The organism is Pseudomonas sp. D4-21, assembly GCF_051132125.1.
GTDB lineage: Bacteria > Pseudomonadota > Gammaproteobacteria > Pseudomonadales > Pseudomonadaceae > Aquipseudomonas.
The window spans coordinates 3,719,355-3,742,850 of sequence record NZ_CP071664.1; the positions used below are offsets into that span (position 1 = coordinate 3,719,355).

Here is a 23,496-nt window from a genome sequence, read left to right on the forward strand (position 1 = left end):
TTTGGCACGATATAAGCAAAATTTTTGGCGTCTTTCTGGAACAGATCCCTGTGGGAGCGAGCCTGCTCGCGAAGGTGCCGGGGCAGCTATGCATTTATTGACCGATATATCGCTTTCGCGAGCAGGCTCGCTCCCACAGGGTCAATACTCAGGTAGCAAGTTGTTTATCGACCAAACCGCTTTTCTTGACCTTTAAGTCAGAAAACAATTGACCGAAAAGTCAGAACTGCTAAATTCAGCTCACGTCGATACAACAATAATGAATCTGCGAGGCCTTCCGTGATCCAGTTTTTACTCAACCAGGAACTCCGTAGCGAGCATGCCCTGGACCCGAACCTGACCGTGCTCAATTACCTGCGCGAACACGTTGGTAAACCCGGCACCAAGGAAGGCTGCGCCAGCGGCGACTGCGGCGCATGCACCGTGGTGGTGGGCGAATTGGAGACGGACGCAGAAGGTGGCGAGCGTATTCGCTACCGCAGCCTCAATTCGTGCCTGACCTTCGTCTCGTCGCTGCACGGCAAGCAATTGATCAGCGTCGAAGACCTCAAGCACGATGGCCAGCTGCACAGCGTCCAGCAGGCGATGGTCGATTGCCACGGTTCGCAATGTGGTTTCTGTACCCCGGGCTTCGTCATGTCGTTGTTCGCCCTGCAAAAGAACAGCGAGCAGCCCGACGCCCATAAGGCCCACGAAGCGTTGGCCGGTAACTTGTGCCGCTGCACCGGTTACCGGCCGATCCTGGCCGCCGCCGACCAGGCCTGTTGCGCCAAGCAGCCCGACCAGTTCGACGCCCGTGAGGCCCAGACCATTGCCCGCCTCAAAGCCATCGCACCGACCGAGACCGGAGAACTCAACAGTGGCGACAAACGCTGCCTGGTGCCGCTGACCGTGGCCGACCTGGCCGACCTCTACGACGCCTACCCACAAGCACGGCTGCTGGCCGGCGGCACTGACCTGGCGCTGGAAGTCACCCAGTTCCACCGCACCCTGCCGGTGATGATCTATGTGGGCAACGTCGCCGAACTCAAGCGCGTCGAGCGTTTCGATGACCGCCTGGAAATCGGCGCGGCCACCGCGCTTTCCGATTGTTACGAGGCCCTGCAAGCCGAATATCCGGACTTCGGCGAACTGCTGCAGCGCTTCGCCTCGTTGCAGATCCGCAACCAGGGCACCCTGGGCGGGAACATCGGCAACGCCTCGCCCATTGGCGACTCGCCGCCCCTACTGATCGCCCTCGGCGCGCAGGTTGTGCTGTGCAAAGGCCAGACTCGCCGCACCCTGGCCCTGGAAGACTATTTCATCGATTACCGGGTCACCGCCCGCCAGGAAAGCGAATTCATCGAAAAGATCATCGTGCCCCGGGCCAGCGCCGAGCAAGCGTTTCGCGCCTACAAAGTCTCCAAGCGCCTGGACGACGACATTTCCGCCGTGTGCGCGGCGTTCAACCTGCGCATCGACAACGGCATGGTCCGCGAGGCCCGTGTGGCCTTCGGTGGCATGGCCGCGACCCCCAAGCGCGCCAAGCACTGTGAGGCCGCGCTGATCGGCGCGCCCTGGACCGACAGCACCCTCGAACGCGCCTGCGCGGCCCTGGCGGAGGATTTCACGCCCCTGTCGGACTTCCGCGCCAGCAAGGAATATCGCCTGCTCAGTGCCCGCAACCTGCTGCGCAAATATTTCATCGAACTGCAAACGCCCCACATCGAGACTCGGGTGACCGCTTATGTCTAATCATCACGCCGTAGAAAAGACCCAAGCCGAACTGGCGCAACTGTTCGCCCGCGACCTCACCACCGGCGTGGGCCGCAGCGTCAAGCATGACAGCGCCGCGAAGCACGTTTCAGGCGAGGCACAGTACATCGACGACCGCCTGGAATTCCCGAACCAATTGCACGTCTATGCCCGGCTCTCGGACCGCGCCCACGCGCGGATCCTGCGCATCGACACCGCGCCTTGCTACGCCTTCGAAGGCGTGCGCATCGCCATTACCCACCAGGACATCCCGGGCCTGAAGGACATCGGCCCGTTGCTGCCCGGTGACCCGCTGCTGGCGATCGACGATGTGCAGTTCGTTGGTCAACCCGTTCTGGCCGTTGCCGCCAGGGATCTCGAAACGGCGCGCAAGGCAGCCATGGCGGCCATAGTCGAATACGAGGACCTGGAACCGGTGCTGGATGTGGTCGAGGCGCTGCGCAAGCGGCATTTCGTGCTCGACAGCCATACCCACCAGCGCGGCGATTCAGCCACGGCGCTGGCAAGCGCCGAACATCGCATCCAGGGTTCACTGCACATCGGCGGCCAGGAACATTTCTACCTGGAAACCCAGATTTCCTCGGTGATGCCCACCGAAGACGGCGGCATGATCGTCTACTGCTCGACCCAGAACCCCACCGAAGTGCAAAAGCTGGTGGCCGAAGTGCTCGGCGTGTCGATGAACAAAGTGGTGGTGGACATGCGTCGCATGGGCGGTGGGTTCGGCGGCAAGGAAACCCAGGCCGCCAGCCCGGCGTGCCTGTGCGCCGTCATCGCGCACCTCACCGGCCAGCCGACCAAGATGCGCCTGCCCCGGGTCGAAGACATGCTGATGACCGGCAAGCGCCATCCCTTCTACATCGAATACGACGTCGGCTTCGACAGCACCGGTCGTCTGCACGGCATTGCCTTGGAACTGGCTGGCAATTGCGGCTGCTCGCCGGACCTGTCCGCCTCGATCGTCGACCGAGCGATGTTCCATGCCGACAACGCCTACTACCTTGGCGATGCAACGATCAACGGCCACCGCTGCAAGACCAACACCGCCTCGAACACCGCTTACCGTGGTTTCGGCGGCCCCCAAGGCATGGTCGCCATCGAAGAGGTGATGGACGCTATCGCCCGGCACCTGGGGCTCGACCCCCTGGCGGTGCGCAAGGCCAACTACTACGGCAAGACCGAGCGCAACGTCACGCATTACTACCAGACCGTCGAGCACAACATGCTCGAAGAGATGACCGCCGAGCTTGAACAAAGCAGCCAATACGCCGAGCGCCGCGAAGCGATCCGCCGCTACAACACAGGCAGCCCGATCCTGAAAAAGGGCCTGGCGCTGACGCCGGTGAAGTTCGGCATTTCGTTCACCGCCAGCTTCCTCAACCAGGCCGGCGCGTTGATTCACGTCTACACCGACGGCAGCATCCACCTCAATCACGGCGGCACAGAGATGGGCCAAGGCTTGAACACCAAGGTCGCCCAAGTGGTGGCCGAGGTGTTCCAGGTGGAAATGGACCGCGTGCAGATCACCGCGACCAACACCGACAAGGTGCCGAACACCTCGCCCACCGCCGCGTCTAGTGGCGCCGACCTGAACGGCAAGGCGGCGCAGAATGCCGCCGAAACCATCAAGCGGCGCCTGGTGGAGTTCGCCGCGCGGCAATACAAGGTCAGCGAGGAAGACGTGGAATTCCACAACGGCCACGTGCGGGTGCGCGATCACATCCTGACCTTCGAGGCACTGGTTCAACAGGCGTATTTCGCGCAGGTCTCGCTGTCGAGCACCGGTTTCTACAAGACCCCCAAAATCTATTACGACCGCAGCCAGGCCCGTGGAAGGCCGTTCTACTACTACGCCTACGGCGCGGCGTGCGCCGAGGTGATCGTCGATACCCTCACCGGCGAGTACAAGATGCTGCGCACCGACATCCTTCACGACGTCGGCGCCTCGCTGAACCCAGCCATCGACATCGGCCAGGTCGAGGGCGGATTCATCCAGGGCATGGGCTGGCTGACCATGGAAGAACTGGTGTGGAACGACAAGGGCAAGCTGATGACCAATGGCCCGGCCAGCTACAAGATCCCCGCCGTGGCTGACATGCCATTGGATTTGCGGGTCAAGCTGGTGGAAAACCGCAAGAACCCGGAAGACACGGTGTTCCACTCCAAGGCCGTGGGCGAGCCGCCGTTCATGCTCGGCATCGCCGCTTGGTGCGCCATCAAGGACGCCGTGGCGAGCCTGGGGGATTACCGGCATCAACCGAAGATCGACGCGCCGGCCACGCCGGAGCGGGTGTTGTGGGGGTGTGAGCAGATGCGGCAGTTGAAGGCTGTGAAGCCTGCGCAAGCCGAGGTCGAGTTGGCTTCACTTTAAACCGCGGCGCGGCCTTCGCGAGCAGGCTCGCTCCCACAGGGACCGCGTTGCAAATGTGGGAGCGAGCCTGCTCGCGAAAGCGGCCGAACAGACAACAGAGATGTCGAGGTGAACATGTACAACTGGATCAGCGCCCTCGCCGACCTGCAAACCCGCGGTGAACCCTGCGTGCTGGTGACGATCATCGAAGAGCTTGGCTCCACGCCGCGCAACGCCGGTTCGAAGATGGTCATCAGCGCCAGCCAGACGTTCGACACCATCGGTGGCGGTCATCTGGAATACAAGGCCATGGAAATCGCTCGGCAGATGCTCGCCAGCGGCCAGCAGAACACGCATCTGGAGCGTTTCAGCCTCGGCGCCAGCCTTGGCCAGTGCTGCGGCGGCGTCACCGTGTTGCTGTTCGAACCCATGGGGCAGGTCCAGGCGCAGATCGCCGTGTTCGGCGCCGGCCATGTCGGCCGGGCCTTGGTGCCGTTGCTGGCAAGCCTGCCCTGCCGGGTCCGCTGGATCGACTCGCGGGAGGCGGAGTTTCCTGAACAGTTACCCCATGGTGTGCGCAAGATCGTCACTGAAGAGCCATTGGATGAAGTCGACGACTTGCCCGCCGGCAGCTACTGCATCGTCATGACCCACAACCATCAGCTCGACCTGGAACTGAGCGCCGCGATTCTCAAGCGCAACGACTTTGCCTATTTCGGCCTGATCGGCTCGAAGACCAAACGGGTCAAGTTCGAACACCGCTTGCGGGATCGCGGCTTCGACAGCGGCACCCTGCAACGTATGCGTTGCCCGATGGGCATTGGCGAAGTCAAAGGCAAATTGCCTGTGGAAATCGCCATCTCCATCGCCGGCGAAATCATCGCCACCTATAACGCGGATTTCGGCCAGCACACCTCGCGCGCCGAACCCATTGCCAAGTTGCTGCCGGTTTCGCGCCGCAGCCAGCGTTAATCTTTTTATCGAGACAGACCATGCCCCTGACACGCAAAGCCTACCGCGCCGCCCTGCTCCACAGCCTCGCCGACCCGGTCGAAGTTGGCATCGAGGCGTCCTATGAATATTTCGAGGATGGCCTGCTGGTGGTGGAAAATGGCCAGATCAGCGCCATCGGCCACGCCCATGAGGTGCTGCCGACCCTGGCGGCGGATATCGAAATCGCCCATTACCCGGATGCGCTGATCACTCCAGGCCTCATCGATACCCATATCCACCTGCCTCAGACCGGTATGGTCGGCGCCTATGGCGAGCAACTGCTGGACTGGCTCAACACCTACACCTTCCCTTGCGAAAGCCAATTCGCCGACCCGGCCCACGCCGAGGCAGTGGCGGATATTTTCGTCAAGGAACTGCTGCGCAACGGCACTACCACGGCCCTGGTGTTTGGCAGCGTACATCCCCAATCGGTGAATGCTTTTTTCGAGGTGGCCGAGAAGCTCGACCTGCGCATGATTGCCGGCAAGGTGATGATGGACCGCAACGCCCCGGACTATCTGGTCGACACTGCCGAATCCAGCTACACCCAGAGCAAGGCACTGATCGAGCGCTGGCATGGCAAGGGTCGCCTGCACTACGCCGTGACGCCGCGCTTCGCGCCGACCAGCACCCCGGAGCAACTGACCCTGGCCGGCCAGTTACTCAGTGAATACCCGGACCTGTACATGCAGACCCACATCAGTGAGAACCTGCAGGAAGTGCAATGGGTCAAGGAATTGTTCCCGGAGCGCAAGGGATACCTGGACGTCTACGACCACTACCAGTTGCTCGGCGAACGTTCGGTATTCGCCCATGGCGTGCACCTGTGTGACGACGAATGCGCGCGCCTGGCCGAGACCGGATCGGCCATCGCCTTTTGCCCGACGTCGAACTTCTTCCTCGGCAGTGGCCTGTTCAACTTGCCGATGACGGAGAAGCACAAAGTGAACGTGGGCCTGGGCACGGACGTGGGCGGTGGCACCAGTTTCTCGCTGCTGCAAACCTTGAACGAAGCCTACAAGGTCATGCAACTGCAGGGCGCGCGGCTGAGCCCGTTCAAATCGCTGTACCTGGCCACCCTCGGCGGGGCCCGGGCCTTGCGCCTGGACGACAAGATCGGGACGTTGCAACCGGGAACGGACGCGGATTTCCTGGTGCTGGACTACAACGCCACGCCATTGCTGAGCTATCGCCTGAAGCAGGCCAAGGACATTGCCGAGCGGTTGTTCGTGCTGATGACGCTGGGGGATGACCGGACGGTGGCGCAGACTTATGCGGCGGGTCGGTTGGTGCACCAGCGGTAGGTTGTATTGCCTGCCGGGACGCTATCGCGAGCAAGCTCGCTCCCACAGTGGATTTGTGGTGTACACATAACCCTGTGGGAGCGAGCTTGCTCGCGATTGGCGGTATGACTGGTTCAACCCTCAGAGCTTGGCAGGCGAACGCCCCGGCTTCTTGCTCTGCAACAGGTGCGAGAACACCGCGTGCAAGTCATCCGACGCGCTTTCTTCGTCGAGGTTGAGCTTGCTGTCGATGTGGTCCATGTGATGCATCATCAGGTTCACCGCCAAGGCCGCGTCACGGGCCTCGATGGCGTCGATCAATTGGGTGTGTTCGTCATAGGAACAGTGCGAGCGGTTGCCGCTTTCGTACTGGGCAATGATCAACGAAGTCTGGGACACCAGGCTGCGCTGGAAACTGATCAGCGGTGCGTTTTTTGCCGCCTCGGCCAGTTTCAGGTGGAACTCGCCCGACAGCCGGATGCCGGCGCCACGGTCGCCACGGGAAAAACTGTCGCGCTCGTCGCTGACCATCTGCCGCAGCTCGGCAAGCTGCTCGGCCGTGGCGTGCTGGACCGCCAGCTCCGTGATCGCCTTCTCCACCATGCGCCGGGCGAAGAACACCTGGCGGGCCTCTTCGACACTTGGGCTGGCAACCACCGCGCCACGATTGGGCCTCAGCAACACCACGCCTTCATGGGCCAGGCGCGACAGCGCGCGGCGAATGATCGTGCGGCTGACCCCGAAAATCTCCCCCAGCGCCTCTTCGCTCAATTTCGTACCGGGCGCCAGGCGCTGTTCGAGGATGGCCTCGAAAATGTGCGCATAGACAATATCGTCCTGGGTTCCGCTGCGGCCGGCCTTGCCAGCTCGCGGTTGTTTCTTGAGGGGCTGCAACTGTTCGTTCATGGGCACTCGAGTCGGGAGAACTGCGGCGATTTAACCGTGACTGTAATACGGCACAGCGGGTCGCTGGCAAGTATCGCGTAAAAAACACGGCGATTGTACACAACCTCTGATGGCAACACGACTGTACGGCTGTTTGCGGACACGGCTGTATCGCGACCGGTCGGTGCGTTGAGTTTAGGCTTTAAACCCGAACCTGTGGCGCCACCCGCCCAGTCAATCTACAACAAGGACCGCCGCCCACCATGACCGAAGTCACGACCGCGCCACTTCGTCCATTGGCCGATACATCGCCCTCGGCCATCGTTGCCGGTTTCATCGCCATGATGACCGGTTACACCAGTTCCCTGGTGCTGATGTTCCAGGCCGGACAAGCGGCGGGCCTGACCACCGGGCAGATTTCCTCGTGGATCTGGGCCATCTCCATCGGCATGGCGGTGTGTTCCATCGGTTTGTCGCTGCGCTACCGCACGCCCATCACCATCGCCTGGTCGACACCCGGCGCGGCGCTGCTGATTACCAGCCTCGGCGGCGTAAGTTATGGCGAGGCCATCGGCGCGTACATCACCTGCGCGGTACTGGTCACGATCTGCGGCCTGACCGGCAGCTTCGAGCGCCTGGTCAAGCGTATTCCTGCCTCCCTGGCGGCGGCGTTGCTGGCAGGCATTTTGTTCAAGATCGGCAGCGAGATTTTTGTCGCGGCCCAGCACCGCACAGGTCTGGTGCTGGGGATGTTTTTCACCTACCTGATCGTCAAGCGCCTGTCGCCACGTTATGCGGTGCTGGCGGCACTGCTGGTGGGCACGGCGCTGTCGGGCGTGCTGGGGCTCCTGGATTTCAGCGGTTTTGCCTTGGAAGTCGCGACGCCGGTCTGGACCACGCCGCACTTTTCCCTGGCCGCCACCATCAGCATCGGCATCCCGCTGTTCGTGGTGGCGATGACCTCGCAAAACATGCCCGGCATCGCGGTGCTGCGCGCCGATGGCTACAACGTACCGGCCTCGCCGTTGATCACCAGCACCGGCATCGCCTCGCTGCTGTTGGCGCCGTTTGGCTCCCATGGCATCAACCTCGCTGCGATCAGCGCAGCGATCTGCACCGGGCCGCACGCCCACGAAGATCGCAACAAGCGCTACACGGCGGCCGTGTGGTGTGGAGTCTTCTACGGAATTGCCGGGGTTTTCGGCGCGACACTGGCGGCGTTGTTCGCGGCGCTGCCCAAGGAACTGGTGCTGTCCATCGCGGCGCTGGCCCTGTTCGGGTCGATCATCAATGGCCTGAGCATCGCCATGAGCGAAGCGAAGGAACGGGAAGCGGCGCTGATCACCTTCATGGTCACGGCGTCGGGGCTGACGCTGTTTTCCATCGGCTCGGCGTTCTGGGGGATTGTGGCGGGGGTGTTGACGTTGCTTATCCTCAACTGGCGCAACGCTTAAAAGCATCCCGAGCAGGCTCGCTCCCCCAGGGAACTTGTGTCGCTCACATAACCTTGTGGGAGCGAGCCTGCTCGCGAAAGCGGCCTGAAGGACGGCAATTACTTAACAGACAGGCACAAAAAAACCGGCACCTGTGAAGGTCGCCGGTTTTTTTAACATCAAGCCTTCGAATTGATCGGCTTTTCCGGATACCACACGTCCAGCAACGGGCTGACTTCAACGCTGGTCAGCTCAGGACGGGCCTTGAGCCAGGCTTCCACGGCAGCGCGCTGCTCTTCGGTAACCGAGCCACGCTTCTGCAGGCAAACCAGGCCGTAGTCGTCACCGCCGACATAACCCAGGCCGTTGGCTTCCATGGCTTCTTTCAGGAAAGCGTCGAGGAAAGCGTCAATAGCCTCATCGGCCAGATCTTCTTTGAAATCCAGGTTCAGTTCGAAACCCAGCTCTTGAAATTCATCCACGCATAGCTTTTTGCGCAGACGCTGGGAACGGTTAGTCGCCATTGAAACAATCCTCATAAGTAATAACGGCCGGCACTTTACCAGTTTGGTGCGTCGATTGCCCGACTCATCGGGCATCTGTGCCTACCGTCGGTAAAAAAATACCGCTTCGGCGGGCTTGGGCACGGCACAAGCCGTTGCGCCTTGGGGCATAATGCCGAACTTTCATGACCGTTGAGGACGTTCATTTTCATGTCCTCGTCTTTTCTCCCCTCGCCTGCAGGGTTTTACTTCACATGATCAAATCTTTGCGTCCACTGCTTCTGGCCAGCCTTCTTCTTCCCCTGGCCCTTCCGGTCTCCACCAGCGCTGCCACCATCAATACCGCCCTGTCGCCCAATGTGCAAAAGGCCCTCAAGAACAGCAAGCTGCAAGACAACGCCCTCTCCCTGGTGATGGTGCCGCTCAACGGCCCGGGCACCCCGACGCTTTACAACGCCGACGTCTCGGTGAACCCGGCGTCCACCATGAAGCTGGTGACGACCTACGCGGCCCTGGAAATGCTCGGGCCGAACCACCAGTGGAAAACCGAGTTCTACACCGACGGGACCCTCAGCGGCGGGATCCTCAACGGTAACCTGTACCTCAAGGGCGGCGGCGACCCCAAGCTGAACATGGAGAAGCTCTGGCTGTTGATGCGCGATTTGCGAGCCAACGGCGTGCAACAAGTCACCGGCGACCTGGTGCTCGACCGCAGCTTTTTCATCCAGCCGCAATTGCCCGAGTTCAACGACGACGGCAACGATGTGAACAAGCCCTTCCTGGTCAAGCCCGACTCGCTGCTGGTCAACCTGAAGGCCCTGCGCTTCGTGGCCCGCAATGACGGGGGCCGGGTGCTGGTGTCGGTGGAGCCTCCCATTGCCAACATCCGCATCGAAAACGTGGTCAAGGCCGCCAACTCCAAGCAATGCACCGGCGGCGTGCGCTACAACCCGGTGGCCCAGGCGGACGGCAGCATGACGGTGACCGTCAGCGGCCAGCTCGGCGAGGGTTGCAGTTCCCAGACCTACCTGTCGCTGCTTGATCATGCCACCTACACCGCTGGCGCCGTGCGGGCGATCTGGAAAGAACTGGGCGGCAGCATCCAGGGCAACGACCGCCTGGCCGCGACCCCGAAGAGCGCCAAACTGTTGGCCCGGGCGTTCTCCCCGGACCTGGCGGAGATCATCCGCGACATCAACAAATACAGTAACAACACCATGGCCCAACAACTGTTCCTGAGCCTGGGCGCGGAGTTTCGCAACGAGGCCGACGGTGACGACGCCAAGGCGGCGCAACGAGTGGTACGCCAATGGCTGGCCAAGAAAGGCATCACGGCGCCGCACCTGGTGATGGAAAACGGCTCGGGCCTGTCCCGCGCGGAACGGGTCAGCGCCCGGGAAATGGCGGCGATGCTGCAAGCGGCATGGCGCAGCCCGTACGCGGCGGAATTCGTCAGCTCGATGCCCATCGCCGGCACCGACGGCACCATGCGCAAACGCTTGAAGACCACTGCCATGGCGGGCGAAGCCCACATCAAGACCGGCACGCTGAACACCGTCCGCGCCATTGCCGGCTACAGCCGTGACATCAATGGCAATACCTGGGCGGTGGTGGCCATCCTCAACGATCCGAAGCCATGGGGCGCTTCCTCCGTGCTGGACCAGGTGCTGCTGGACCTGTATCGCCAGCCGAAACTGCCCCAGGCAGCGTCGCTGCTCTGAGCCAGGCCCCAACACCAACCCAATGTGGGAGCGAGCCCGGTCGCGATTCGGTTGACCAGCACACATCAATGCTGGTTGAGACACCGCTATCGCGAGCAAGCTCACTCCCGCAGCGGTTAGCGTGAAGCCATTATGCCAACTGCACCTCGACCCGATCCCGTCCTGCCTGCTTGGCCGCGTAAACCCCAGCGTCAGCCCGCAGCAGCAACGCATCGGCGCCTTCGCCGGCGCGCCAACTGGCCACGCCAAAACTGGCGGTGATGATGCCCACGTCGTCAATCGGCGCGCTGCGAAGACCATCCCACAACCCCAACGCCAGCGTGTAGGCGCTTTCGCTGTCGGTATCCGGGCATAGCACCACGAACTCCTCCCCGCCCAGCCGGCAAAACACATCGGTGCGGCGCAGTCGCTGGGTGATCCGCCGGCAGACCGCCTGCAACACCCGGTCCCCCACCGCATGGCCGTGCTGGTCGTTGATACGCTTGAAATGATCGATATCGAGCATGACCACCGTCAGCTCCCCGGAGCCACGTTCGACCCGGGTCATTTCCGCCGTCAGGCGCTCCTGAAAATAGCGCCGGTTGCGGATCCCGGTCAAGGCGTCGGTGACCGACAGCGCCCGCAGCTCTTCCTCGACGCGCTTGAGGTCCGAGATGTCGGAAATGTAGCCGTGCCATAACACGCCGCCGCCGGGCAACTGTTCGGGAGTCGCCTCGCCACGCACCCAACGCAGCCCGCGATGCGGCAGTTGCACCCGGTACTCCTCCCGCCAGGGGCTCAAGGTATCGGCCGAGGTGCGAATCGACGCGCGTACCCGTGCGCTGTCGGATGGATGGATACGCGAGAAAATCGCATCAGCGTGCCGCACCAGCACATCGGGCTCCAACTCATAAATGTCGCGGATGCCATCGCTGGCGTAGATCACACTGAACCCGCCGTTGAAATCCATCTTGAATTGATAGATGCCGCCAGGCACATGGGCGCTGAGTTTCTTCAACAGCAGATCCCTCGCCGCCAGCGCTTCGTGGACGCGCTTGCGCTCGGTGACGTCGATGCAGATCGCCAGGTGCCCGACCCATAATCCCTGCTCATCGAGCACCGGCGTGGCCAACATGTTGACCGTCAGGTGACTGCCGTCGCGGCGCACCAGGGTCCACTCACGAGCCTGTTGTCCACTTTGTTCGCCGCCCTCGAGCAACATCGCGTGGCATGTCGGGATCGGTTTGCCAAAGCGGGCCGCCAGTTGTGCGGCCCGGTGTTGCAACTCGCGGGGAACGTGGAGGCTCTCCAGGGTCATGCTTTGCAGGACGTCACAGCTGCGGTAGCCGAGCATCTGTTCGGCGCCGGCATTGAACGTAGTGATGACACCGCGCAGGTCGGTGGCGATGATCGCAACCTGGGTCGCGGCGTCGAGCACGCCCCGCAGTTGGCCGTGGGTGCCGCGCAGTTCCGACTCCCGGGCCCGCAATTCCCGGGTGCGCTGCTCCACCAGTGCCAGGGCCCGCTGCCGTTGGCTGACCAGCGTATAAAACAACGCGCTCAGTAACAGGCTGAGCAATGCGCCCAGCACTGTCAGGCTTGTCACGCTGGAATGGTTGCTCGACAGGAACAGGCGGCTGGGACGCAATTCGATCCGGAAGTCCCGGTCCGCGAGGCGCAGTAATCGGGTCGCTGCCAAATCGCTTTTGCCCGGCTGGTCCGACGTCTCGTACAGCACCTCCCCATGATCGCCATCGGATAGGTCGATCACACGCATCGACAGATTGTCGCGGCCTGGCGCAGGCAGGTCATCGGCGACCAACTGGCGCATGCTGACGGCGGCCACCACGTATCCGAACGGCTCACCGGCCAGATGCCGACTCACGGGGGCTGCGAGCACGACCCCGCGGGAAAAGGCCGGGTCGACCCCTATCAGGTTAACCGGTTGGGAAACCACCAGGGCGTTACGCTGGCGGGCCCGCTCCAGCGTCACACGGCGTAACGGCTGCGAAAGAAGATCCAGGCCCAGCGGCGAGCCATAGGACGGTTGGCTCTGGACGTACAGCACCGGAACGTATTCGTCCCGTTCGATGGCCGGGTGCAACATACCGGCTTCATCCTGTTCGCGAATGGTATAGGTGCCAGACACCTCGGCCCGCGCCTGTTGTTCAAACGGCTGCCGATCGTCCCGAAAGACCCGGGGCGCCCAGGCAAAGGCCCGGGTGCGCCGCAGCAGGGCTTCGGTGTAGCCATGGAACTCGCTGTTGGAAACCCCGGAGGAGTTGGCGAAGAAACGTCTCAGGCTGTCGAGGCGTTGCTCCTGATCCTGGAAACGTTCCTGGAGGCGGCTATAACGCTCTTCGGCTTGCAGTTCGAAGCGCTGGCGCAATTGCTGGTTGAACAGGTTCAGCGTGCCCCAGGCCAGCAAACCGGTCAGCAGCAAGCCCGTCATCAGGACCAGGGACGCCACTAGCCATGCCGAAACATCTTCACTGATAAAGCCCAGGATTCTGGGACGCACCTGATGTAATGCCATACACATAACTCAGAAAGGGACCAGGCATATGTACAGCCCCGGCCACAGCCTAGTTATAGCTATCTGCCATCACTTTAGCCAGCCCCAATGATGCCCGGGAGCCTTGTATTTCAAGGCTTCGCTGGATCCAATGCCTCGAGATCAGCGCGCCATGATTTTCCAGGCGCGGTGGATTTTGCCGTTGCGGGCGAAATCCGGGTCGATGGTCTTGGCGGTGATTTCCTCCACCGCATAACGCTCGGCCAGGTTTTCTTCGAGCTGGAACTTGCGGAAGTTGTTGGAAAAATACAGCACGCCGCCCGGCGCCAGGCGCGCCATCGCCAGGTCGAGCAGTTGCACGTGGTCGCGCTGCACGTCGAACACGCCTTCCATGCGCTTGGAGTTGGAGAAGGTCGGCGGGTCGATGAAGATCAAGTCGTACTCCTCGCGACTGGCTTCAAGCCAGGCCATGACGTCGCCCTGCTCCAGGCGGTTCTTGTCCGAAAAGCCATTGAGGGACAGGTTGCGCCGCGCCCAGTCCAGGTAGGTTTTCGACAAATCCACGCTGGTGGTGCTGCGCGCACCGCCCTTGGCGGCGTGGACGCTGGCGGTCGCGGTGTAGCAGAACAGGTTCAGGAAACGCTTGCCGGCTGCCTCCTTCTGGATCCGCAGGCGCATCGGCCGGTGGTCGAGGAACAACCCCGTGTCCAGGTAATCCGTGAGGTTGACCAGCAGCTTCACGCCGCCTTCGCTGACCTCGGTGAATTTGCCTTGGGCACTCTGGCGCTCGTACTGTTTGGTGCCGCTCTGGCGCTCGCGGCGCTTGATGACCACGCGGCCCTTGTCGACATTCAAGGCCTGGGGAATCGCCGCCAGCGCATCGAACAACCGGGCCGAGGCCTTTTCCGGATCGATGGATTTGGGCGCGACGTATTCCTGGACGTGTACCCAATCGTGGTACAGGTCGATGGCCATCGAGTATTCGGGCATGTCGGCATCGTAGACGCGATAGCACTCCACGCCCTCACGCTTGGCCCACTTGCTCAGCAACTTCAGGTTTTTCTGCAGCCGGTTGGCAAACATCTGCCCGCCTTCGCTCAGGCGCGCCTGCTCGATCACCGGGGCGGGTGCCGGGGCTGGCTTGATGGGGTTGCCGTTCTTGTTGTACTGGCGCTCCTGGGGGACATCCGGGGCCTGGTCGTAGGCGGATTGTTCACGCTCGGCCTGGCGTTGTTCCGGGGTGCGACGCTCGCCCGTGACGAACTGATCCGGCAGCACCTTGATCAACAGCAGCTTGCAGGGCAAGGCGCCGTTCCAGAACGAATACTGCTTGTGGCTGCGAATGCCCATGCGCTTGCCCAGGTCCGGCGCGCCGGTGAACACCGCCGCTTCCCAGTTGAGGCAGGCCTGGCGCAGGCGTTCGCCGAGGTTCTGGTAGAGATACAGCAGGCTGGCTTCGTCGCCCAGACGCTCGCCATACGGTGGGTTGCAGATCACCAGGCCCTTCTGGTTCTGGTCCGGGCGTGGTTCGAAAGTGGCGACTTCGCCCTGGTAGATCTTGATCCACTCGCTCAGGCCCGCGCGTTCGACGTTGTTGCGGCCCGGCTGGATCAGCCGTGGGTCGGCCTCGTAGCCACGAATCCACAACGGCGGCTTGGCCAGTCCGGCGGCGGCGCGCTCGGTGGCCTCCTCATGGAGCTTGCGCCACAGCGCCGGCACATGGCCGAGCCAGGCGGTAAAGCCCCATTGCTGACGACGCAGGTTGGGCGCCATGTCGGCGGCGATCATGCCGGCTTCCACCAGGAACGTGCCGACGCCGCACATCGGGTCGGCCAGCGCCCCGCCTTCAGCGGCAATGCGCGGCCAGCCGGCGCGGATCAGGATCGCGGCGGCGAGGTTTTCCTTCAATGGTGCGGCGCCTTGCTGCAAGCGATAGCCGCGCTGGTGCAGGCTATGGCCCGAGAGATCCAGGGAAAGGATCGCTTCGCCACGGTCCAGGCGCAGGTGGATGCGCAGGTCCGGGTTGAGCTTATCGATGGATGGACGGTCGCCCGAAGGGGTGCGCAATTTGTCGACGATAGCGTCCTTGACCTTCAAGGCGCCGAAATGGGTGTTGTCGATGCCCGAGCCGTGACCGCTGAATTCCACCGCCAGGGTGCCATCGGGCAGCATGTGGTCTTGCCAATCGACATCCAGTACGCCGTGGTAAAGGTCTTCAGCGTCCTTCATCGGGAAGCGCTTGAGCACCAGCAACACGCGGTTCGCCAGGCGCGACCATAGGCAGAGCCGATAGGCTGTCTCCATGTCAGCGCTGCCGCGAACGGCCGAGGTGTGCTCGCGCGCCTCTTCAAGGCCAAGCCCGACGGCTTCCTCAAGAAGCAGGCCTTCGAGGCCCTTGGGACAGGTGAGGAAGAGTTCGAAACGGTCGGACATGGGATTTCCAGAGCCTTTGGCTAAGTGGGCCGGGCAACGCATTGCCGGGCCGGGTTCAATCAGGTGCTTTTCTCAAGAGCACCCGCGTGGCACGAGCGTGTGCCGTTCCGTACTCGCCGCTCAGGTTCAAAGAGCTTAGATGCGTGTACAGATAAAAAAATTCTGTGCAACAAATTGTGAAAAGTCACCCCTTTCGTCGAATAGTACCCGAGTGCAACAGGGGGACATTCTCATCCGACCATGGCGACCGCCTTTCGGCGCAGGGCTGATCATACAGGGGTCTTGCTCAAAAGCGGGTGTTGAACATCATGTTACTTATCGCACTAGCATCTTTAATGTTACGTGCTTATGACAAAACGATCATTCCATCCGTGTGACGCTTTGGTTAGAACTCACCACAGGTTGACGTCGCAACGGCGTCAACACCTCGGCTCGTCACGCCGGCAACGAGCCGCCAACGGCAGAATGATTCTGCCCCGGCCTCAATAGAGGTCGACGCTAAGCAACAGTCAACAAGTGAGGGCAACACCCTATGAGAAGACTTAAGCGTGATCCGTTGGAAAGAGCATTTTTACGCGGTTACCAATATGGCGTTGGTGGTAAATCCCGTGAGCTTTGCCCCTTTACTCTACCGTCGGTACGTCAAGCCTGGATCAATGGCTGGCGGGAAGGACGCGGCGACAACTGGGACGGTATGACCGGCACTGCGGGTATCCATAGACTCAACGAACTTCACGCCGTCGGCTGACACAGGGCTTATTACTCAAGAACTCGACAACTTGACATCCAAACCGATTTAACCACGCACGTCCCATCCGGACGGCGGGCCACGGCCCAAGGGGCTCCTTCTGGAGCCCTTTTTAATGGCCGGGATTCGCGGATTTGAGCTGAAAACACTGGTGTGGCGAGGGGAGTTATCCCCTCGCCACAAATGGACCTCACCAACCTGAGGAATCACCCCAACGCCGCAATCGCATCCACCGCCTCTCGAATCAGCGCCGGCCCCTTGTAGATGAAACCCGAATAAACCTGCACCAGGCTTGCCCCAGCGGTGATTTTCTCGGCGGCATGCCGGCCTTCGGTGATCCCGCCCGCCGCAATGATCGGCAAGCGTCCCGCCAGTTCACCCGCCAGGATTTTCACGGTATGGGTGCTCTTGTCACGCACCGGCGCACCAGACAAACCGCCCGCCTCGTCACCGTGTTCCAGCCCTTCGACGCCTTCGCGTCCCAGGGTGGTATTGGTGGCAATCACCGCGTCCATGCCGGTCTCGATCAGGGCCTGGGCCACTTGGACGGTTTCCTCGTCGCTCATGTCCGGGGCGATCTTGATGGCCAACGGAACATGCCGGCCATGGATAACCGCCAGCTCCGCGCGGCGCCGGGCCAGGTCGGCGAGCAATTGCTTGAGGGAGTCACCAAATTGCAGGCTACGCAGCCCTGGGGTGTTCGGGGAGCTGACATTTACGGTGACATAGCTGGCATGGGCGTAGACCTTGTCCAGGCAGATCAGATAGTCGTCGACGGCGCGCTCCACCGGGGTGTCGAAATTCTTGCCGATGTTGATGCCCAGCACGCCCTTGTACTTGGCCGCCGCGACACGGGCCAGCAGGTGATCGACGCCCAGGTTGTTGAAGCCCATGCGATTGATGATCGCCTCGGCCTGAGGCAGACGGAACAATCGTGGCTTCGGGTTGCCCGGCTGTGGCCGCGGCGTCACGGTGCCGATCTCGACGAAGCCGAAACCCAGTTGCGCAAAGCCGTCGATGGCGGCGCCATTCTTGTCCAGGCCCGCCGCCAACCCGACCGGGTTGGGAAATTCCAGGCCCATGACCGTCACCGGCAGTTTCGCCGCAGCCTTGCACAGCAGACCGTTAAGGCCCAAGCGCCCGCCCGCGCCGATCAGGTCCAGGGACAGGTCGTGGGAGGTTTCCGGGGAGAGTTTGAACAGCAGTTCACGGGCCAGGGTGTACATGGGCGGCTTTGACTCGGGCGACGAAATGAGGCCGCGATTATAGCCGCGCAACGGCGTCGCAAGCGAGGCGCTCGCACAAAACCGCAGCGCTGGCATATGCCTTGCACCTTTTTGGTCATCAGCGCCCCATGCCAACGACGGAATGAGTGCCGCACTGTTTCAAAGGACAACGGCGTCGGCGTCCGGCCTTCCTTGGCCCGGACACGGCGCTTTTTGATGTGGAAGGTGATATCGATGAATGAAGTTCCAGCCACGCCCCTGGCCTGGGTCAATGGCAGCGATGCCCCGGAAAAAAGCGCGATCAATCTTGGCTTCATGGCCCTGAGCGACTGCGCCCCGGTGGTGGTGGCCGCCACCCAAGGCTTCGCCCAACCCTACGGCCTGACCTTGAACCTCAAGCGCCAGGCGTCCTGGGCTAACCTGCGGGACAAGCTGGTCAGTGGCGAAATCGACGCAGCCCACAGCCTGTACGGCCTGATCTATGCCGTGCACCTGGGCATCGGCGGCGTCGCGCCCACCGACATGGCCGTGCTGATGGGGCTGAACCAGAACGGCCAGAGCATCAACCTGTCCCACGGCCTCCAGGCCCAAGGCGTGACCAGTCCTGAGGCACTGGAACAGCACGTGCACCAAACTCGCCCGAAACTGACGTTCGCCCAGACGTTCCCCACCGGCACCCACGCCATGTGGCTCTACTACTGGCTCGCAGCCCAGGGCATTCATCCTTTATCAGATGTCGACAGCGTCGTGGTGCCGCCGCCGCAAATGGTCGCGCACCTGCAAGCTGGTCGTATCGACGGCTTTTGCGTGGGCGAACCCTGGTGCGCCAGCGCGGTGAAGCAGAACCTTGGTTTTACCCTGGCGACCACCCAGACGATCTGGCCCGATCACCCGGAGAAAGTCCTCGGCTGCACCCGCGCTTTCGTCGAGCAATACCCCAATACCGCCCGGGCATTGGTCATGGCGATCCTTGAAGCCAGCCGTTTCATCGAGCAAAGCGTCGAGAACCGTCGCAGTACCGCGCAATTGCTCAGCGCGCCCGAATACCTCGATGCGCCGCTGGATTGCATCGAGCCGCGCCTGCTGGGCATCTACGCCGACGGCCTGGGCAACAGCTGGCAGGATCCCCATGCCATGCGCTTCCACGGAGGCGGCGAGGTGAACCTGCCATACTTGTCCGATGGCATGTGGTTCATGACACAGTTCCGCCGCTGGGGCCTGCTGCGCGAAGACCCGGACTACCTGGCCGTCGCGCGCCAGGTCCAGCAACTCGAGCTGTACCGTGAAGCCGCTGCGACACTGGGCATGACGCCCCCAGGCCAGGACATGCGCAGCAGCCAACTGATCGACGGCACCACCTGGGACGGCACGGACCCGGCCGGGTACGCCCGCAGCTTCAAACTGCACGCCTTGAGCGATGCGGCTCCCCTTCTCGCCAGCCGCTGACAGGAGCCACGATTATGCTGCGTATCCTGCTGATCAACGACACCGCGAAAAAAGTCGGCCGCCTTAGAGCGGCCTTGATTGAGGCCGGCTTTGAAGTGATCGACGAATCCGGCCTGACCATCGACCTGCCAGCGCGCGTCGAAACGGTGCGTCCGGACGTGATCCTGATCGATACCGAGTCACCCGGACGCGATGTGATGGAGCAAGTAGTGCTTGTCAGTCGCGACCAGCCGCGACCGATCGTCATGTTTACCGACGAGCACGATCCGGATGTGATGCGTCAGGCCATCAAGTCGGGTGTGAGTGCCTACATCGTCGAAGGCATCCACGCCGCGCGCCTGCAACCGATCCTTGATGTCGCCATGGCGCGCTTCGAAAGCGACCAGGCCCTGCGCGCCCAACTGCTGGCCCGCGACCAGCAACTGGCTGAACGCAAGCGCATCGAACTGGCCAAGGGCATGCTGATGAAGATGAAAGAGTGCAACGAGGAACAGGCCTACACGCTGATGCGCCGCCAGGCCATGAGCCGCCAGCAGAAGCTGATCCAGGTGGCGGAGCAGATCATTGCGATGAATGAATTGCTTGGCTGAAAGCCTTGTAGTGCCTGGCCTGCCCCATTCGCGAGCAGGCTCGCTCCCACAGAATCGGTGAACGCCTCAAATCCCCATGTGGGAGCGAGCCTGCTCGCGATAGCCATCCCCCTCCCTCGGGTTGGCACAGATCTCGCTTAAGCAACCCCACAGGTAACCAACGGCGGTTGCCCCACCTACGACAAAGACGTCGCACACCCTCTTGCCACTCAGGCAATCCGGGTTGCGGCGTTTTTTTGTTTTGGTCCCGCGGGACCGGTGGTGCGACCACAGGCGGCGCACTGCTCAAAGCACTGACTCATTTCTCGAGACTTTTACAGCTGAGGTGCGCGATGAATTCAAGCTTCTGGAAATCCGGCCACACCCCGACATTGTTCGCGGCCTTCCTCTATTTCGACCTGAGCTTCATGGTCTGGTACCTGCTTGGCCCGTTGGCGGTGCAGATCTCTGCCGACCTGCACCTGACCACGCAACAGCGCGGCCTGATGGTCGCCACCCCGATCCTCGCCGGTGCCGTACTGCGCCTGTTCATGGGCCTGCTGGCCGACCGGATTTCGCCGAAGACCGCCGGCATGGTCGGTCAGGTGATCGTCATTGGTGCGCTGTTCTGCGCCTGGAAACTGGGCATCCACAGCTACGAGCAAGCGCTGCTGCTAGGCCTGTTCCTCGGTGTGGCCGGCGCTTCGTTCGCCGTGGCCCTGCCGCTGGCCTCCCAGTGGTATCCGCCGCAGCACCAGGGCAAGGCCATGGGCATCGCCGGGGCTGGCAACTCGGGCACCGTGCTCGCCGCATTGATCGCACCGGTCATGGCCGTGGCCTTCGGCTGGACCAACGTGTTCGGCTTCGCGCTGATCCCGCTGGTGCTGACCCTGGTCCTCTTCGCCTGGCTGGCCAAGAACGCCCCTGAGCGCCCCAAGGCCAAATCCATGGCCGACTACCTCAAGGCCCTGGGCGACCGGGACAGCTGGTGGTTCATGTTTTTCTATAGCGTGACCTTCGGCGGCTTCATCGGCCTGGCCAGCGCCCTGCCCGGCTACTTCAATGACCAATATGGCCTGAGCCCGGTCACGGCCGGCTACTACACCGCCGCCTGCGTCTTTGGTGGCAGCCTCATGCGCCCATTGGGCGGCGCCCTGGCGGACCGTTTCGGCGGCATCCGCACCTTGCTCGGCATGTACACCGTCGCGGCCGTCTGCATCGCCGCGGTGGGGTTCAACCTGCCAAGTTCCTACGCGGCATTGGCTTTGTTCGTCTGCACCATGCTTGGCCTGGGTGCGGGCAACGGCGCGGTGTTCCAACTGGTGCCACAACGTTTCCGTCGGGAAATCGGCGTGATGACCGGGCTGATCGGCATGGCCGGCGGCATCGGCGGCTTCGCCCTCGCGGCGGGCATGGGCGCGATCAAGCAGAGCACCGGCAGCTACCAGTTGGCGTTGTGGTTGTTCGCCAGCCTTGGTGTCCTGGCCTGGTTCGGCCTGCACGGCGTCAAGCGTCGCTGGAGAACTACTTGGGGTTCGGCCGCCGTCACCGCTGCTCGGGTCTGACCGCCCATCATGAGCCTGCAATTGAGTTTTGCCGAAGCCAGTGCCATCGGCCCACGGGAGGAGAACCAGGACGCCCTGCGCCTGGTGACCCCTGCCCCGGCCTTGGCCGCCAGCAAGGGTTACCTGTTCGCCATCGCCGACGGTGTGAGCCAATGCGCCGATGGCGGGTTGGCGGCGCGCTCTACTTTGCAGGCACTGGCGCTGGACTACTACGCCACGCCGCAAACCTGGGGCGTGGCCCAGGCACTGGACCGGCTGCTGTCGGCGCAGAACCGCTGGCTGCAGGCCAACGGTGGCGGGCAGCCGCTGCTCACCACCGTCAGTGCCCTGGTGCTGCGGGGCCGGCGCTTCACCCTCGCCCATGTCGGCGATTGCCGGGTCTACCGCTGGCACGCCGACAACCTGCAACGGGTCAGCGAAGACCATGTCTGGGAACAACAGGGCATGCAGCATGTGCTCAAGCGCGCCCTGGGGTTGGATCAGCACCTGATCCTCGATTTCCTGGACGGGGAGCTACACGAAGACGAAACCTTCGTGCTGCTCAGCGACGGTGTCTGGGCGGTACTCGGGGACACGGCCATCGCCGGCATCCTGCGCGACCAGCCGGACCTCAATCTCGCCGCGCAGACGCTGGTCAACGCCGCGCATCTGGCCGGTAGCCAGGACAACGCCAGCGCGCTGCTGGTGCGGGTCGATGCGGTGGGCGAAGCGAGCATCGGCGACGCGTTGATCCAATTGCAGCAGTGGCCCCTGCCACCTGCGCTGAAGTCGGGCCAAGTGTTCGAGGGCTGGCAGATCGAAGGCGCGCTCGGCCAGAGCCAGCAGTCGTTGCTCTACCGGGTACGCGATGGCCAGGGCCAACCCTGGCTGCTGAAAACCTTGCCCGGGCAGTTACGGGACGACACCCGGGCCGGCCAGGCGCTGCTATCGGAAGAATGGTTTCTCAAGCGGGTCGCGGGCAGGCAATTTCCGGAGGTGCATGGCGTGCCTCAGCGCCAGCATCTGTACTACGTGATGCGCGAATACCCGGGCGCGACCCTGGCCGAGCTGTTCAACCAGGGCGGTCCGCTGTCGCTGGCCCAATGGCAAGACCTGGCGCAGCGGTTGGTGCGAGCGGTGGGTCTGCTGCATCGAAGGCAGATCTACCACCGCGACATCAAGCCGGAAAACCTGCACCTGGGAGACGATGGCGAATTGCGCCTGCTGGATTTTGGCCTCGCGTACTGCCCCGGCCTGTCCGAGGACCAGGCCAACGTGCTGCCCGGAACGCCCAGCTACATTGCCCCGGAAGCCTTCGGCGGCAACGCCCCTACGGCGCAACAGGATTTGTATGCGGTCGGCGTGACCTTGTATTTCCTGTTGACGGGGCACTATCCCTACGGCGAAATCGAAGCCTTCCAGCGCCCGCGTTTTGGCGTGCCGATCAACGCCAGCCGCTATCGACCGGACCTTGCCGAATGGCTTGGACAAAGCCTGGAACGGGCCGTGGCGGCAGACCCCGCGCAGCGCTTTGAAACAGCCGAGGAATGGCTGTTGGTTCTGGAACAGGGCGAGCGGCGCAGCATGAGCGTAAGGCCCAGACCTTTGCTCGAGAGGGAGCCGCTGAAGGTCTGGCGGACGTTGGCGCTGGTGTCGTTGGTGGTGAATGTGGTGCTGCTGTTCCTGGTGTTTAACAGCTGAAATCCGGTCGCCCCCCATCGCGAGCAAGCTCGCTCCCACACTGGATCCTCAGTGGAAACAAAACCTGTGGGAGCGAGCTTGCTCGCGATGGCGGCCTGTCTACCACTACAAAGCTATCGGCCCCACGCTCCATTAGCGAGCAACACGCTTTGATTCGGTGCAATAAATTCCCCTCGGTTTCACCCGACCCGCCGATCACCCAACAAATCCGCGTTCCCGAAGCACTTGGCACAACCACTGCATAACCTCTCTCACCATACATAAAGCAACGCTTCAACGATGAAGGCGGTGCTTCCCGAGAGAACGGGACCAGGACAAAGGCGTCCTCGCTAGCTGTGCTAGCGGGACGCCTTTTTTTGTTTTCGAAAAATTGTCGAGCCAGCCTGACCGCCGTGATGAAACAGGCCTGAGC

At 62.4% G+C, this 23,496-nt stretch carries 16 protein-coding genes; 11 read left to right on the forward strand and 5 right to left on the reverse strand.

Translation table 11 applies throughout. The features are described 5' to 3' along the window. Positions 1-279 precede the first annotated feature (279 nt). The 4 genes from xdhA to guaD all read left to right on the forward strand — a co-directional run bounded on the left by xdhA (position 280) and on the right by guaD (position 6,402). On the forward strand, positions 280-1,734 hold the full coding sequence (gene xdhA / locus J3Q04_RS16575; RefSeq protein WP_434610506.1) for a xanthine dehydrogenase small subunit: 1,455 nt from the start codon (positions 280-282) through the stop codon (positions 1,732-1,734). After that, on the forward strand, positions 1,727-4,126 hold the full coding sequence (gene xdhB, locus J3Q04_RS16580; protein WP_434610503.1) for a xanthine dehydrogenase molybdopterin binding subunit: 2,400 nt from the start codon (positions 1,727-1,729) through the stop codon (positions 4,124-4,126). Before xdhA ends, xdhB begins: the two co-directional genes overlap by 8 nt. A gap of 114 nt (positions 4,127-4,240) precedes the next feature. Beyond that, positions 4,241-5,077 carry a xanthine dehydrogenase accessory protein XdhC gene (gene xdhC, locus J3Q04_RS16585; RefSeq protein WP_434563220.1) on the forward strand — a complete coding sequence of 279 codons (837 nt, stop codon included), beginning with the start codon at positions 4,241-4,243 and terminating at the stop codon, positions 5,075-5,077. Positions 5,078-5,097: 20 nt separating this feature from the next. Next, the gene (gene guaD, locus J3Q04_RS16590; RefSeq protein ID WP_434610500.1) at positions 5,098-6,402 is read left to right on the forward strand and encodes a guanine deaminase; all 1,305 of its coding nucleotides are present in this window, start codon (positions 5,098-5,100) and stop codon (positions 6,400-6,402) included. A gap of 120 nt (positions 6,403-6,522) precedes the next feature. Here the strand turns inward: guaD and J3Q04_RS16595 are convergent, their stop codons facing one another. Then, positions 6,523-7,287 carry a GntR family transcriptional regulator gene (locus J3Q04_RS16595; protein WP_420764733.1) on the reverse strand — a complete coding sequence of 255 codons (765 nt, stop codon included), beginning with the start codon at positions 7,285-7,287 and terminating at the stop codon, positions 6,523-6,525. A gap of 242 nt (positions 7,288-7,529) precedes the next feature. On the opposite strand from J3Q04_RS16595, the gene J3Q04_RS16600 reads away from it, so the two are divergent. Beyond that, the gene (locus tag J3Q04_RS16600) at positions 7,530-8,720 is read left to right on the forward strand and encodes a benzoate/H(+) symporter BenE family transporter (RefSeq protein WP_434563216.1); all 1,191 of its coding nucleotides are present in this window, start codon (positions 7,530-7,532) and stop codon (positions 8,718-8,720) included. Between the two features lie 158 nt (positions 8,721-8,878). Here J3Q04_RS16600 and J3Q04_RS16605 read toward each other — a convergent pair whose 3' ends face one another. Continuing rightward, on the reverse strand, positions 8,879-9,223 hold the full coding sequence (locus J3Q04_RS16605) for a YggL family protein (protein ID WP_249875505.1): 345 nt from the start codon (positions 9,221-9,223) through the stop codon (positions 8,879-8,881). Between the two features lie 233 nt (positions 9,224-9,456). Between J3Q04_RS16605 and dacB the strand changes: the two genes are divergently transcribed. Continuing rightward, a complete protein-coding gene (gene dacB / locus J3Q04_RS16610; protein WP_420764735.1) occupies positions 9,457-10,923 on the forward strand; it encodes a D-alanyl-D-alanine carboxypeptidase/D-alanyl-D-alanine endopeptidase in 1,467 nt (488 codons plus the stop codon). A 130-nt stretch (positions 10,924-11,053) separates the two neighbouring features. Here the strand turns inward: dacB and J3Q04_RS16615 are convergent, their stop codons facing one another. Both J3Q04_RS16615 and rlmKL read right to left on the reverse strand, forming a co-directional pair. Continuing rightward, positions 11,054-13,438, reverse strand: coding sequence for a sensor domain-containing diguanylate cyclase (locus tag J3Q04_RS16615; RefSeq protein ID WP_434610496.1), 2,385 nt, complete (start codon positions 13,436-13,438; stop codon positions 11,054-11,056). 141 nt (positions 13,439-13,579) lie between these two features. After that, positions 13,580-15,850 carry a bifunctional 23S rRNA (guanine(2069)-N(7))-methyltransferase RlmK/23S rRNA (guanine(2445)-N(2))-methyltransferase RlmL gene (rlmKL, locus tag J3Q04_RS16620; RefSeq protein WP_434610494.1) on the reverse strand — a complete coding sequence of 757 codons (2,271 nt, stop codon included), beginning with the start codon at positions 15,848-15,850 and terminating at the stop codon, positions 13,580-13,582. Positions 15,851-16,382: 532 nt separating this feature from the next. On the opposite strand from rlmKL, the gene rmf reads away from it, so the two are divergent. After that, positions 16,383-16,598 (forward strand): ribosome modulation factor, encoded by a 216-nt coding sequence (gene rmf / locus J3Q04_RS16625; protein WP_003223300.1) that lies wholly within the window; start codon positions 16,383-16,385, stop codon positions 16,596-16,598. Between the two features lie 206 nt (positions 16,599-16,804). Here rmf and J3Q04_RS16630 read toward each other — a convergent pair whose 3' ends face one another. Next, positions 16,805-17,824 carry a quinone-dependent dihydroorotate dehydrogenase gene (locus J3Q04_RS16630; RefSeq protein ID WP_434610490.1) on the reverse strand — a complete coding sequence of 340 codons (1,020 nt, stop codon included), beginning with the start codon at positions 17,822-17,824 and terminating at the stop codon, positions 16,805-16,807. A gap of 234 nt (positions 17,825-18,058) precedes the next feature. On the opposite strand from J3Q04_RS16630, the gene J3Q04_RS16635 reads away from it, so the two are divergent. From J3Q04_RS16635 to J3Q04_RS16650, 4 genes are all read left to right on the forward strand, one after another. Continuing rightward, positions 18,059-19,270: a CmpA/NrtA family ABC transporter substrate-binding protein gene (locus tag J3Q04_RS16635; protein ID WP_420764739.1), complete on the forward strand. Its 1,212-nt coding sequence runs from the start codon at positions 18,059-18,061 to the stop codon at positions 19,268-19,270. A 14-nt stretch (positions 19,271-19,284) separates the two neighbouring features. Continuing rightward, the gene (locus tag J3Q04_RS16640) at positions 19,285-19,860 is read left to right on the forward strand and encodes an ANTAR domain-containing response regulator (protein ID WP_420764740.1); all 576 of its coding nucleotides are present in this window, start codon (positions 19,285-19,287) and stop codon (positions 19,858-19,860) included. A 332-nt stretch (positions 19,861-20,192) separates the two neighbouring features. Next, positions 20,193-21,404, forward strand: coding sequence for a nitrate/nitrite transporter (locus J3Q04_RS16645; RefSeq protein ID WP_025212688.1), 1,212 nt, complete (start codon positions 20,193-20,195; stop codon positions 21,402-21,404). Between the two features lie 9 nt (positions 21,405-21,413). Continuing rightward, on the forward strand, positions 21,414-23,084 hold the full coding sequence (locus J3Q04_RS16650; RefSeq protein WP_434610487.1) for a protein kinase domain-containing protein: 1,671 nt from the start codon (positions 21,414-21,416) through the stop codon (positions 23,082-23,084). Positions 23,085-23,496: the final 412 nt, after the last annotated feature.

Coding starts and splice junctions, on each gene's coding strand:
- J3Q04_RS16605 (WP_249875505.1), bottom strand. CDS start 9,223: ATGGCGACTAACCGTTCCCAGCGTCTGCGCAAAAAGCTATGCGTGGAT.
- guaD (WP_434610500.1), top strand. CDS start 5,098: ATGCCCCTGACACGCAAAGCCTACCGCGCCGCCCTGCTCCACAGCCTC.
- rlmKL (WP_434610494.1), bottom strand. CDS start 15,850: ATGTCCGACCGTTTCGAACTCTTCCTCACCTGTCCCAAGGGCCTCGAA.
- rmf (WP_003223300.1), top strand. CDS start 16,383: ATGAGAAGACTTAAGCGTGATCCGTTGGAAAGAGCATTTTTACGCGGT.
- J3Q04_RS16615 (WP_434610496.1), bottom strand. CDS start 13,438: ATGGCATTACATCAGGTGCGTCCCAGAATCCTGGGCTTTATCAGTGAA.
- J3Q04_RS16595 (WP_420764733.1), bottom strand. CDS start 7,287: ATGAACGAACAGTTGCAGCCCCTCAAGAAACAACCGCGAGCTGGCAAG.
- xdhB (WP_434610503.1), top strand. CDS start 1,727: ATGTCTAATCATCACGCCGTAGAAAAGACCCAAGCCGAACTGGCGCAA.
- J3Q04_RS16630 (WP_434610490.1), bottom strand. CDS start 17,824: ATGTACACCCTGGCCCGTGAACTGCTGTTCAAACTCTCCCCGGAAACC.
- J3Q04_RS16650 (WP_434610487.1), top strand. CDS start 21,414: ATGAGCCTGCAATTGAGTTTTGCCGAAGCCAGTGCCATCGGCCCACGG.
- J3Q04_RS16645 (WP_025212688.1), top strand. CDS start 20,193: ATGAATTCAAGCTTCTGGAAATCCGGCCACACCCCGACATTGTTCGCG.
- dacB (WP_420764735.1), top strand. CDS start 9,457: ATGATCAAATCTTTGCGTCCACTGCTTCTGGCCAGCCTTCTTCTTCCC.
- J3Q04_RS16640 (WP_420764740.1), top strand. CDS start 19,285: ATGCTGCGTATCCTGCTGATCAACGACACCGCGAAAAAAGTCGGCCGC.
- J3Q04_RS16635 (WP_420764739.1), top strand. CDS start 18,059: ATGAATGAAGTTCCAGCCACGCCCCTGGCCTGGGTCAATGGCAGCGAT.
- xdhC (WP_434563220.1), top strand. CDS start 4,241: ATGTACAACTGGATCAGCGCCCTCGCCGACCTGCAAACCCGCGGTGAA.
- J3Q04_RS16600 (WP_434563216.1), top strand. CDS start 7,530: ATGACCGAAGTCACGACCGCGCCACTTCGTCCATTGGCCGATACATCG.